The sequence below is a fragment of the Streptomyces albicerus genome (genome assembly GCF_008905045.1).
GTDB classification, from domain to species: domain Bacteria; phylum Actinomycetota; class Actinomycetes; order Streptomycetales; family Streptomycetaceae; genus Streptomyces; species Streptomyces albicerus.
Genome location: NZ_VWMY01000008.1, coordinates 67,365 through 79,938 on the forward strand (window position 1 = coordinate 67,365; position 12,574 = coordinate 79,938).

General features: G+C 65.9%; 9 protein-coding genes and 3 pseudogenes. 2 read left to right on the forward strand and 10 right to left on the reverse strand.

The window, feature by feature from the left end; genetic code table 11:
- Positions 1–13 precede the first annotated feature (13 nt).
- Positions 14–349, forward strand: a pseudogene (locus GAS53_RS56135) (PIN domain-containing protein); the annotation flags it as partial.
- An 841-nt stretch (positions 350–1,190) separates the two neighbouring features.
- Positions 1,191–1,736: pseudogene (locus GAS53_RS58290) on the forward strand (SIR2 family protein); the annotation flags it as partial.
- A gap of 224 nt (positions 1,737–1,960) precedes the next feature.
- On the opposite strand, the pseudogene GAS53_RS08625 reads toward GAS53_RS58290, so the two are convergent.
- The 10 genes and pseudogenes from GAS53_RS08625 to GAS53_RS08670 all read right to left on the reverse strand — a co-directional run bounded on the left by GAS53_RS08625 (position 1,961) and on the right by GAS53_RS08670 (position 12,496).
- Positions 1,961–3,352 (reverse strand): annotated as a pseudogene (locus tag GAS53_RS08625) (IS1380 family transposase).
- Between the two features lie 135 nt (positions 3,353–3,487).
- On the reverse strand, positions 3,488–4,375 hold the full coding sequence (locus GAS53_RS08630) for a glycine betaine ABC transporter substrate-binding protein (protein ID WP_151476873.1): 888 nt from the start codon (positions 4,373–4,375) through the stop codon (positions 3,488–3,490).
- A gap of 30 nt (positions 4,376–4,405) precedes the next feature.
- Complete coding sequence (locus GAS53_RS08635) at positions 4,406–5,332, reverse strand: ABC transporter permease (protein WP_151476874.1); 927 nt, start codon at positions 5,330–5,332, stop codon at positions 4,406–4,408.
- Positions 5,301–6,470: a quaternary amine ABC transporter ATP-binding protein gene (locus tag GAS53_RS08640; RefSeq protein WP_225858809.1), complete on the reverse strand. Its 1,170-nt coding sequence runs from the start codon at positions 6,468–6,470 to the stop codon at positions 5,301–5,303. Before GAS53_RS08640 ends, GAS53_RS08635 begins: the two co-directional genes overlap by 32 nt.
- 858 nt (positions 6,471–7,328) lie before the next feature.
- Positions 7,329–9,404 (reverse strand): NADH:flavin oxidoreductase, encoded by a 2,076-nt coding sequence (locus tag GAS53_RS08650; RefSeq protein WP_151476876.1) that lies wholly within the window; start codon positions 9,402–9,404, stop codon positions 7,329–7,331.
- A gap of 138 nt (positions 9,405–9,542) precedes the next feature.
- On the reverse strand, positions 9,543–10,781 hold the full coding sequence (locus tag GAS53_RS08655) for a PucR family transcriptional regulator (RefSeq protein WP_192583022.1): 1,239 nt from the start codon (positions 10,779–10,781) through the stop codon (positions 9,543–9,545).
- A gap of 157 nt (positions 10,782–10,938) precedes the next feature.
- Positions 10,939–11,184, reverse strand: a complete 246-nt coding sequence (locus GAS53_RS08660) for a helix-turn-helix domain-containing protein (RefSeq protein ID WP_151476983.1) — start codon at positions 11,182–11,184, stop codon at positions 10,939–10,941.
- A complete protein-coding gene (locus GAS53_RS55040; RefSeq protein ID WP_192583023.1) occupies positions 11,185–11,331 on the reverse strand; it encodes a hypothetical protein in 147 nt (48 codons plus the stop codon). It lies immediately after the preceding gene.
- Between the two features lie 491 nt (positions 11,332–11,822).
- Positions 11,823–12,113 (reverse strand): hypothetical protein, encoded by a 291-nt coding sequence (locus tag GAS53_RS08665; protein ID WP_151476878.1) that lies wholly within the window; start codon positions 12,111–12,113, stop codon positions 11,823–11,825.
- Between the two features lie 2 nt (positions 12,114–12,115).
- On the reverse strand, positions 12,116–12,496 hold the full coding sequence (locus tag GAS53_RS08670; RefSeq protein ID WP_151476879.1) for a hypothetical protein: 381 nt from the start codon (positions 12,494–12,496) through the stop codon (positions 12,116–12,118).
- Positions 12,497–12,574 lie beyond the last annotated feature (78 nt).

Genomic DNA, 12,574 nt, shown 5'->3' on the forward strand with positions numbered 1-12,574 from the left:
CTGAGCACTGTTCGCAGCGGCATCCGGGCTCATCGCCACCTGCCCCATCACCGAGCTGGAGTTCTTATACAAGCGCGCTTCGCCGCCGACCGTGCACAGGTCATCGAGGACCTGCGCCTGCTCTTCGGACGAGTGCCGGTCGACGATCGTGCTACGACCGCGCCTGGCAAGTCCAGGAGATCCTCACCCAGCGCGGACAGCACCGCAACGCCGGGCCGGCGGCCCTCGTGGTAGCCGCCACGGCCGAGTTGCAGGGACTGACCTCCTGCACCACGACCGGGACTTTGAGTGCATCGCCGCCGTCACCGGCCAAGCACTCCAGTGGTACGACCCTGACGTCGGCAAGTGAGCCAGAGCCGAGCAGAAGGCGTGTGCACGCGCAAAGGCGCCCGAGCTGGACGTCCCCGCTGGCCAAGCCAAGCGCAGAGCCCACTCGCGCAGCCTCTCTGTCCCCTCCTTCCGCAAAGCCGTGCCCACAGCGTGCCCGTAAGAGCGGACAACCACGGTCAACAGCGGTGCGATCAGGCCCGCGCAACGGCGTCGGCGCGACGAATCCACGCAGGTCAGCAGCCATGTGCCCACGCAAGCGCCGTCGCTTCCCAAGCTGAGAGCGCGAGTTCGATTCTCGTCACCCGCTCCATGATGAAACCCCAGGTCAGTGGCCTGGGGTTTGTTTGTTGTCTAGTCCAATTTGGGGGCGCCGTGCCCCCCCACGTGCCCTAAGTCGAGGCCAGAGGACCCCCAGAGCGCCTTTCGTTGCAAGATCGAGCACCGCAAAGCAGAGTCGTCTCAAATCCCGAGATGCACTTCGAGTGACCTGCGTCACGATCGAAGCAAAGTCAGGCAAGTCGCTTACGCAAACAGCGAGTTCGCAACCGAACCCGGGGACGCGCACCACGACGAGCAACCGACACCTCACCTTGAGATTCACGCCAGCCAGGCCGCGAGACCCTCACCCCACACCGTGCGCGCCCCCAAACGGGCACCCCACCCCCACGCCGCCGACAACGGCCCCATGGGGGGGGTTATCGTCAATCTGACGAAATTCGAGTATGGTGCTGCACGGGCGACGACATCATCTGCCCAGGAGCCGCTTGCTCAGCAACGAGGAGCACATGATCATGGCATCTGATACGGCATCAACAGACGGCGCAACCGTCGCCCCGCTTCCACTGCCCGCTGGAACAGCTATGGATCCGGCAGTGGCTCTGTCACTCAATGTCCATGCCAGTCCAGGCGTATACGCACTCCTGCTGGGCTCCGGCGTCTCCCTTGCCTCAGGAGTGAAGACGGGCTGGGGCATCGTCCAAGACCTCGTCGGCAAAGTCGCTGCGGCACATGACCCTCACGCCCCAGACGCAGCCCAGTCTGCTGCTGAGGATCCAGAGGGCTGGTGGCGGGAGAAGTTCGGAGAGGCACTGAGCTATTCCGGGCTTCTGGCCGCTGTCGCCCCAACCTCCGCCGCACGACAGGCGCAGCTCGCTGGGTACTTCGATCCTGACAAGGACGACGAAGAAGGCAACGGCAAACTGCCTACTGCTGCACACCGCGCCATCGCACAGCTCGTCAAACGCGGCAGTATTCGGGTCATCCTGACCACGAACTTCGACCGGCTCATGGAACATGCGCTGCAAGAGGTAGGAATCTCACCACAAGTCGTCCACAGGCCAGACCAGGCAACGGCCATCAAGCCGTTGGCGCACAGCACTGTCACGATCATCAAACTGCACGGCGACTACGCAGACCTCGACCAGCGCAACACCGTGGACGAGCTCGGTACCTATCCGGAAGCACAGCAGCGGCTACTAGCCTCGCCGTTTCGGTTGGGGGCGATGAGGCGTCGTTGCGGGGTAACTGTCGAGTGGCCGACGCGATTTCGGTGTTCGGACATGGTGGAGACCCGGCGCGGTGGTCGGGTTCTCCAGGGTCCTTCGGGTCGTGGGCGGTCAGGGTTTTCCGGTCAGCCGGCGGGACGGGGCAGTGCGGCGAGGCGATGGAAGGCCGTGGCCAGTTCGTTTCTCCAGGGCCAGGTCGCCGATATCCGCAAGCGCAGGCGTCGGCCGCCGTGGGTGAGGCGGGCGGCGACGTGCAGCAGCCGGTAGCGGAGCTTCTTCGGCTCGGCAGTGGCCAGCTCCCCGTCCAGCAGCAGGACGCGCGTCCAGGCCAGCAGATCGATCGCCGCGAGGCTGAGTTCGAGCCAGACGGCGTTGACGGCGAAGTCGCGGGAGGGGAAGCGGCCGAAGCCGGTGGTCTTGCCGCACCGGATGTGGTCCTCGACAGTGACATGCCCGCGGTGACGGACCTCCAGGAACTGGGCGGATCCGCCCCCGGAGTACGGGGTGTCGGTGAGGAACACCTGATGCCGCAGGCCCTCGTCCTGATCGAACAGGGACAGCTGGGCTCCGGGGTGCGGCCGCTCCCGGCGCACGATGATGCGGGTGCCGGTGGGATAGCCATCCAGATCGACCATGCCAGTCAGCTCGGCCACCTCGGCGCCATCACGCAGCGTCCCGTCCTGGTTCCGGGGCGGGATGCCAGAGGCGGTCGGGCATGGCCCGGACAGCTCGGCGGACCGGCTCGGTGATTGCGTATCCGACCGAGAAGAAGGTACGAATTCCTCGTTTCCGTAGGTCGCGGACGTGGGCGAGGAAGGCTTTCGCGGATCCGGCACTGTCGGCGCGGACCAGGATGTCGGTGCCGTGCCGGTGAGCGTCGGGGATCTGCGCGAGCGCCTGGTCGAGCACCGCGATGTGATCGGCGGCAGTGTTGGCTCCGGAGTTCCTGGGCCGCAGCCGCCCCGACACGGCCTCGCCGGTGTTCGCGAGGAAACACAGCAGCGGGTGGAAGCCGAAGCCGCCCTTATAGGTGGGTGCGGCCTGCTCTTTCTGGGAGTGGCAGGTCACCAGCGTGGCGTCGAGGTCCAGAACCAGGCCGGGAAGTTCTCGCCCGCCGGCCCGAGCAGCAGGTATGCCCTCGCCGGTCTCGGCGGCCTGCATCCAGGCGACTTCCCGGGCTGAACCGCGGGCCGCTCGCAGCGAAGCGAGTGCAGCCTCGTTGGTGTCGGCGAGCAACCGCCAAGCGGTAGGCGTGGAGGCGACCGGGCCGAACACCCCTGCCTGGTCCCGCAGCACGGCCAGATCCGCGATCGCCTCACCACCGTCGGCGAGCATCACCGCCAGGCCGGTGGCGACCCGGCCCGGATCATGCCCGGTCCCCGCGGCCGAAGCGACCTGAGAGCGGCGGAATACGCGGCGGTCAGCCCGGTGGCATCAGCGAGATCCGCCAGCAACCGTGCCCCGGCATGCCCGACCACCCCCGAACCATCGGCACTGCCATGGACCTTGGGCCGCATCCCGATAGCCTGCACGTGGAAAGTGCCCTCCGCCTGGACCGACAGAACCCCTCAGCAAGGTTCATCGTTCCAGGTCAGGAAGGCACTTTCGCGTTTCCGCCCCACAGCCAGCCGTACCCAAGTGCAGGGGCGGGGCTAGCTGGTACCCGCCGAGGTCCACTCCTTCACGGCGGACTGATTCTTCTGGATCCACTTCTTGGCAGCTTCCTGCTCGTGGCCCGCCCCCGCCTGATTGATCATCAGCTCCAGGCTCTGGAGTTGATCAGCGGTCATGCTGAACTTCTTGAATTCAGCGGCAAGCTTGGCATTGCTTCCGACGAACTTCTTGTTCGCGACGACCTCGAAGCTGTCGCTCCCACCGAAGGCGTTCTTGGGGTCCTTGAGCAGAGTGAGTGGGTACTTGCTGAAGGCCCAGTGCGGTTGCCAGAGGGTGACCGCGACCGACTTCTTCTCTTTCATCGCCTTGTCGAGTGCGGCCAACATCGCCGGCGTGCTGCCGTCGATGACCGTGTACTTCTGCAGCCCGTAATCCTTCACGGCCTTGTTGTGGAGGTCCCGCATCAGTCCCGATCCGGACTCGATACCGACGATCTGGCTGCCGAATTCGGCGGCATGACTGGCCAATTGATCCATCGAGGTCAAGCCGGTGGAGGTCGGGACGGCGACCGCCTGTGTGACGGGCGAATACCACTTGTTCAGGGCGGTGAATTTGGAGCCGAACCTGGAGTAGTAGTCGGCATGGATCTTCGGCACACCGGTGGTGAACATGTCCAGCTGGCCGTTCGCCACTCCGGCGTAGACGGATCCCAGCTCGAGCTGACTGACCTTGACCGTGTAGCCCTGCTCCTCCAGCAACTCCTTCCACAGATAACTGGAGGCGATGGTCTCGTCGTAGGCGACAGCTCCGATGGTCACGGTCTTTTTGCCGCTTGCGCTACTGGTGGTCTGCGCGTTTCCGCTGCAGGCAGTCAGGGAAGCGGCGATCACGGTCAGTAGGGTGATGGTCAGACACTTGTTACGCATGGCGAAGTTCTCCTCGGTGCAGTGCTTGTTTCACGCGGTGGGCGCCGGCGCCGCGCCGACTTCGGGTGATGCGGCGATATCGGCCTTGGGCTCAATGGCGATAGGCGCCGCCTTGCGGGGCTTGGGGAAGGCACCGCTGAGGCGGTCGAGGTAGATCGCGAGGAACACGACGCCGAGGCCGCCCTCGACACCCATGCCGACGTCGAGGCGGCTGAGGCCGCTTACGACGGTCGTCCCGAGGCCCCCGGCGCCGACCATGCCGGAGATGACGACCATGGAAAGCGCCATCATGACGACCTGGTTCAGACCGGTCATAATGGCCGGAACAGCAAGTGGGATCTTGATTTCACGGAGCAGCTGGCCAGGTTTCGCGCCGAAGGCAGCTCCGGCTTCCACGATCTCCGGGTCGACCTGCCGCAGGCCCAGTTGCGTGAGTCGCACGGCTGGAGGGGTGGCGACGATCCAGGTCGACAGGGCCGCCGGGACGACACCGATGCCGAAGAAGAACACAGCCGGAATGAGGTAGACGAACACCGGCAGGGTCTGCATGAAGTCGAGGACCGGCCGTATGCCGGCACTGGCCCGGCGACTCTGTGCGGCCCAGATTCCCGCAGGCACACCGACAGCCACTGCGAGGACGGAAGCGACCAGGACGATCGCAAGCGTCTGCATGGCGTCGTTCCACAGCTGCATGGACTCGATAAGGAGGAACCCGCTGAGAGTGAAGATCGCGAACGGTACGCCTCGCGCCCACCACGCCAGAGCGACCGCCACGGCCACGATGACCAACCAGTGCGGTGCGGTGAGCACGAAGAGCACCTTGTCGATGAGCCACTGCATGACGGAGGCGCAGGCGTTGAAGAAGCCGGCCCAGTGGTTCTGGAACCATTCGACGAGCTTGGCCACGCCGTCGCCGATGTGGAAATTAGGCATGGACGGCCTCCTCGCGATCAGCAAGTGCGGTGAGCAGGGCAGCACGCGGCACCACACCGATCAACCGCCGCTCGCTGTCGACGACTGCGAGCGGTACGGCATGCTTGCCGACGCGTGTGAAAAGGTCGATCAGGCGTGCATCCTCAGTCACCGACTCGAAGTCCTGGGTGAGCAGACCGTCGAGTGTCGTCGCACCCGAGCGGATGGCCTTGGCCAGAGACGGGTCGTGGGCGACGCCTTCCACGACGCCGTTCGCATCCAGCACGTAGATGCCACCTGTCTGAGCGAGCTCCAGGCGGCGGAGCACGTCCTGCGGTGTTTCGTCGATCGTGGCCGTGATCAGTGGCTCCCGCATGACGAGATCGACGGTGACCACCCGCGACCGGTCGACGTCGGAGACGAAGTTGGCGACATAGTCATCGGCCGGGTGGGTGAGGATCTCCTGAGCGGTGCCCAACTGCACGACGCCACCGTCACGCATGACCATGATCCGGTCGCCTAGACGCATGGCCTCGTTGAGGTCGTGTGTGACGAAGACGATGGTCTTCTGCATCTCCGCCTGCAGCCTAAGCAGGAGGTCCTGCATGTCGCGGCGGATGATGGGGTCGAGCGCGCTGAAAGGCTCATCCATGAGCAGAATTTCCGCGTCCGTGGCGAGAGCTCGCGCCAGACCGACGCGCTGGCGCATTCCACCGGACAGCTGGGATGGGTAGACGTGGCCCCAGTCCCCGAGGCCCACGATCTCCAACGCCTCTTTGGCACGGCGCTGCCGCTCTTGGGCCGACGTGCCGCGAAGGGAGAGCCCCAAGGCCGTGTTCTCTGCGACTGTCCGGTGCGGCAGCAGGGCGTAGTGCTGGAACACCATGCTCACGGTGCGGTTGCGGGTTTGCCGCAGCGCGTCGTCGTCGAGGGCGAGGAAGTCTTTTCCGTCCAGGGTTACGGAGCCCGACGTCGGTTCGACGAGTCGGTTGAGCATCCGAAGCAGCGTGGATTTCCCCGACCCCGACAGCCCCATGATGACGAACAGCTCACCCTTGTCGACGGTGAAGCTGACCTGGTCGACGGCGAAGGTCCGTGCAGGTTCCTTGCTCTTTCGAAACCACCTCTTGGCTGCCGGGGGGGCATAGCATTTCGACAGTTGCTGTGCCTCGATCATGGCCATCACACCTCCACGGGTGTGTTGTGAGGACCCTGCGGTGAAGGTCCTACTGATCAAAAGGGAGCGCCGAGCCGATCAGTTGGCGAAACCGGCTCTCGTCGCGTTGAGGATGGACGGCGTGGATGCTGCGGCCGGCCGCGATGTGGCCGATCGCCCCACGTTGGCCCCGCACCGTGGGTAACGAGGCGGAGGTCAACTGCAGGCGACCGTGGCGGCTCCCCCGGAAGGGACGCCCCCGCAGGCGCATGAATGGCGTCGTCGCCATGACGCAGGAAGCGGCGGAGAGGGTGTGCCCGCGCACCTCGTTATCCCCGCATGCGGGCTCGCAAGAGGTGCTGATCATGCGGTTGCGCAGCTGCGGGTCCTTGAGGGTGAGAGGTTCCAGCAGCGGGGTTCGAGGCGTGGCAGGTTCACGTGCGTCTCCAGACCTGGACTCCGGTAACTGCAGACTGTAAAACAATCTGCAGGAACGATGTGTTCGGGCTACCGGCTTGTCAAGGCCTACTGCGCGAGAAGGCGCACACCAGATGTAGCCATCGAGGAACGGGCCCCCGGACGAGTACGGCGTGAGTTTCTTGTGGAAACCAGACAAGGGAGCGTCGTCCAGCGCATGCGCGGTCATTACAGCCTCCGGGGTTCAGGGCCCAGACCCGCCCGCGCAGGGGAGAGCCCAGTCTGGGCCGGGATTCATGTTCCTCAGTGGTGCGGCCGTCGGCCCACCGTCCAAAGCGAACGGAGGATCCCTGTGCGACGGCCGGAGTGAATGGTTCTCGGGGTCTACGTGGCGGCTGTGTGTCCCCGGCACGCATCTCACTGTTCCCGAGCTGCTCTCGCTGGGGCTCAGGCTTCTTGGTGGCTCGATCAGATGGACAGGGCGATGCGTCGCGCGTCGTACATCGCGGCGTGGATGTTGCGGCTGGCCACGGCGTCCCCGATGCGGTACAGCCGATAGCGTCCGTCGGGGTTGTTCACCAGTTGCTGCGGCGCAACGGTGGCGAGTGCGTCGAGGTCGACTTCGCCGAGGTTGGTGGAGGCGTCCTTGAGCTCGAGGTAGAGGTCGTCGTTGGGCACGGTTCCGTGCTCGACAACGACCTGGTCCACGACCCGCTCCACGAGTTCACCGGTGTATTCGTTGCGGAGCACGACCACCAGCCCGCCATCGCCGCGGCGGACCTCGCGCAGGCGGTGGTCAGGAGTAAGGCGTACGCCCGTGCGGTAGAACGACTCCAAGTACGCCGGGTAAAGCACACCGATCACCTCATGGCCGATCTCTCGGTCCGGCGCGACGATCTCGACCTGTGAGCCCGCCGCGATGAGCCGCTCGGCGGTGGACAATGCCTGGTCTCCCCCGTGGTCGTCGAAAATCAGGACCCGTCGGCCCGGCGCCGCATCGCCGCTGAGAATGTCCCACGTGGAGACGGTCAGGCTTTCCCCAGCAGTGAGTTCGGGTGTCGCGGGCAGCCCACCGGTGGCAGTGATGACCACGTCCGGCTCGAGCGCCAGTACGTCATCGGTATCCGCGAAGACGCCCCGCCGCAGGGTGACGCCGAGCCGACGGGCCTCGTCCTCCAGCCAGTTGACGATGCTGAGCAGCTCTCTCTGCCGTTCATTCGCACGCGCGGCGAGCTGCACCTGGCCGCCGATCCGACCGGCCGCCTCGAAGAGTGTCACCTCGTGCCCGGCTTCGGCGCACCCCCGGGCCGCCTCGAGGCCGGCCGGACCCCCACCGACCACGACGACTCGCTTGCGGCGCTCCGCTGCCGGTGCGATGTGCGGAATCAGTTGCTCGCGGCCGGTGGCCGGGTTGTGCAGGCACAGGGCGTCGAGGCCGACGTAAATCCGGTTGATGCAGTACGAGGCACCGACGCACGGGCGGATCCGGTCCTCTTCACCGGCCTCGAGCTTGCGCACGATGTGCGGATCAGCGATGTGGGCACGCACCATGCCGACGAGGTCCAGACCGCCCTCGCGCAGCGCATGGCGCGCGGTGGGCAGGTCCGCGATGCGGCCCGCATGCATGAGCGGCAAGCCGACCTTGTCCTTGAATGCCCTGGTGATGGACAGCGAGGCGCCGAGAGGGCTGCCGAGCGGCGGGATCTGCCGGGCAAGTTCTGTGTCTGTCGTCGCGGATGCCACGCTCAACGAAATGAAGTCAATGAGCCCCGATTCGGCCAGGCGCTGTCCGATCGCGATCGCGTCCTGCTGGGTGAGGCCTCCCTCCACCTGCTCGTCGCCGCTCATGCGGATGCCGACGATGTAGTCGTCGCCGACCGCCGCGCGGACCGCCTCGAGCACCTCGAACACAAACCGGAGACGGTTGTCGAGGCTGCCGCCGTAGTGGTCGGTGCGCCGGTTCATCCGCGGCGACCAGAACTGCTCGATCAGGTGTCCGCCGTGCGCGCTGATCTCGACGCCGTCCAGACCACCGTCCTTGCACCGCCGCGCCGCATCGCCGTATGCACGTACGATCCGGCGGATGTCGAAATCCTCGGTGGCCTTGGGAAAGCTCCGATGCGCCGGCTCCCGCAGCGTGGAGGAGGACACGGTCGGCAGCCAGTCCGCGGTGTCCCACCTCGTGCGACGACCCATGTGCGTGATCTGGCTCATGATCGCCGCGCCGTGGGCGTGCACACGATCGGCGATCTCTCGGAAGTACGGAATGATCGCATCGTCAGCGACGGAGAGCTGGCCGAACGACGACGGGGAATCGATCGCGACGGTCGCTGACCCACCGATCATCGTCAGAGCGATGCCGCCCTTGGCCTTCTCCTCGTGGTAGAGCTGGTAGCGCAGCTTCGGCTTGCCGTCCTCGGCGTAGGCCGGTTCATGACTGGTGCTGATGATGCGATTGCGCAGGGTGAGATGCTTGAGCTGAAACGGCTGGAGCAGTGGATCGTTGGATGCACCGGGCGGGGCGTCGCCAAGATCGTGGGACACGTGCCCTCCTGAAGCTTGGGTGCTGTGGCCTGCACAACCTGCACGTTGTGAGGAACGACAGTTCCAGTCAGGAGGGCCCTCCGTCTTCCGACAGGATTACGAATTCGCGAGGGTTCTGTCCGACGCGGTGTCTGAATGTCACGATGCGTCGTCGGCCAGTTCGGCGTATGCGCCGACGAGCCGCGTCAGTTTGATGCCCAGATGCAGGGTGAGCCGGTTACGGCCGTCGCGCAGGTCCATCCCGGTGGCCTTCTCGATACGCTCGAGCCGGTAGTACAGCGTGGAGCGATGGATATGAAGCGCTGCCGCCGCGCGCGTCGCGTCGCCGGCGCAGTCGAGGTAGGCCTCTGCGGTATCCAGCAGGCTGTCGGCGTGCCCTCGCTCCACAAGAGCGCGCAGACCGGGCGGGTACAGGGTGGGGCTCAAGTCGCGTGGGGAGAGCTTGAGCAGGAACGCATACACACCCAGGTCTTCCCACGCGGTCACGTCTCCGAGCGAAGGCAGCACACCAGCGGCACGCGCTGCGACGCGCGCCTGTTCGTGCGAGACCGCGGCTGCATCCGGGCCCGATCGCACCGTGCCGAGGCCTGCAACGCACCGGCCGACGTCGGCCTGGGACTGCACTTCGGCGATCACGTTCTGCGCAAGTGCCCGGCCGGTCGCGTCGGACAGTCGGTCGCCGCCTCGCAGCAGTAGAGCCCGCCGCCCCTGGACCACGGTCAGCACCGTTCCAGGTGGCTCGATGCGCCTGGCATGCTCGGTGGCGGCTCGCAGGGCGACCTCGGCACTCTCCAGGGCCGGGGGTGTGTCGACCAACTCGATGACCATGACCATGGCCTGTTCGAGGGACTTCAGCAGGCCCTCCTCGTCGACCTCTTCTCCGGCACGAGCACGGACGGCAGGGTCAGCCGCAATGAGATCACGCAGCAGCGCCTCCTCCCGGCTTTGTTGCCGCTCGTGCAGCACCAAACGCCGGTAGAGCAGCAGTCCAATACTGACCGCTGCGGTGGTCGCTCGGGCGATCTCCCAATCTTCCACCGATTCATCGATCAGGAAAAGGTAGGCGAGCAGCAGCCCGTGCTCGCGGATGGGCACGCACACCCGCGGCTTGATGCCCTTCTCGGCATCGCCCGGCACCCGGCCTGGTCGATCCCAGTCGGCGATTCCATGCGAGAGCATCCGGGCCTTCTCTGACGGGTCCGCTTCGCGCTGCATGACCGCACGAACACGGAGCGCGTCCTCGTCCCCGAAATGCCTGCTCACCGCCAAGAGACGCAGTTGCGGATCATCGATCGCAACGGAACGCCCCAGCTGCGCAGCCAGCCTGTCAACAACTTGCTGCAGTTCGTCGGTCTGCACTCCTTGCGAGTACTTCACCTTCTCCTCATCCCCACACGCAGCAGGTGGGTAGTCCGGTCCTGCCGTCGAGCCAAGAGCAGCGAAGGCTTCCATGTCCCGATGAACTGCATGCCGGGCGGAGCGACCGGAGCCTGCCTTGCGAATCCAAGTCAGCTGCCCTGAGGGTGTCCAGCGGTCAGCGGGCGTCGATGACCATGAGGGCCATGTGAAGCGAGGTGCATGACTCGACGGACTCAAGTGACGCGCCCAGGATACGTTCGATGGTCCGCAGACGACTGTAGAGGGTTGGGCGGCTCAGACCGCTCAAGTGAGCAGTGTGTGACTTGGAGTCGGCGCAATCGAGGTAGATGCGCAGCAGTGCCAGAAGGCTGTCGCCTGTGCGGGCATCGTGATCTAGCCCCGTATTTCGCAGGTTGCTGATTCAGGTCTGTGGCCAGCGGGTTTGTCCGATGTCGGTGTTGAGGAGGTCGAGGAGGTGGAGTTGGATGCCGCGGGTGATCTGGACGGTGGGCGGGTCGGTGACGCTGCCGATCCGCAGGGTGAGTTCGCCGAGGTGGTAAAAGATCATGCGGCCGGTTGGGGCGGACGCGGCGGTTGTCGGGGTAGAGGCCGCTCATGGTCTGCTCGGGGCCGAGCGCCCGTCTGACCTGCCGCTCGATCAGGCAGAAGACCTGGATCAGGGCGGCGACGGATGGCGTCCCGCCGGGTGGTGTAGCCGATCAACGGAACGGAACTCGCAGGTCACGGGGGGTACTTCGACCGGCTGGGGCACCCGGCGCCTCACCGGGCCACTTCGCGTGCCGCGTCCGACGGAGAGATCATCGCGAGCCGGATACCGGAGGGCGAAGCGCGTGATCGCTTACACCACCTGGCGGGACGCGACCCGGCGACGCGCCGGTTGTGCTGCACGAAGACCAGCGCGATCGCGAGCGGGCCCTTGCAGTCGTGGTATCTGCTGAAGTCGTGGTATCTGCGCTCGACCACGCCCTGGCCTTTGTAGTGGATCAGGGCCTGTCCGGCGTCCGCCTGGTCGGCGGGGACGGACGTCAGCAGTGCGTACTAGCCGTCGACAGCAGCTTCTGCCTTCAGCACGCCGGTGTCGAAGTGCCAGGCCAGGACCGGGGTGCCGTCCTCGTTATCGGTGACGGTCCAGCGCAGACAAGAGGTGACACGGCGCTTGGCGGCGATGACACCGATCCGGGCGACGATCTTCTCCCGGGTCTTGTAGTGGCGTCCGCCGGCCGCGGTGGTGAGCTTGTTCAGGTCTTCTGCGGCCTTGGCCAGGCGTTTGTCCCGGGCGGCTTGCTGGCCGGCGGCGTTCGCGGTGGAGTGGACCAGGATCCGTCGCACGGTCAGCTGAGGATCGCTCTTGCGGGGGGCCCGGTCAGGGTGTGGGTGTCCTCCAGCACGCGGTAGGTCTCGCGCCGCTCCGTGGGCTTGCCCGCCTCCCGGTCCGGCGTCCAGTCCACAACGGTGGCCTGCGCGAGATCGAGAGCGGCATAGACCTCGTCCTTGACCTGGACGGCCGGGGCCGGGGCGATGAACTGAACCCCGGCCGCCAGCAGGGCACAGACGTTGGAATAGGACACCAGCTTGGAGTCGGCGACCATCAGGAAGTCGCGCTCACCGGCCATGGCCCGCAGGTCCTTCATCGCGCCGACGACCTGGCTGACCTCGGCCGCACCACCGCCGAAGACCCGGGCATGGAGCGGGATGCCGCCGTCGGCCGACACCGCGAGTCCGGCCTGGACCTGCTTCAGATCGAAACGCCGGTCCTTGGGATGCTCGTAGCCGATGACGGGGAAGCCCTC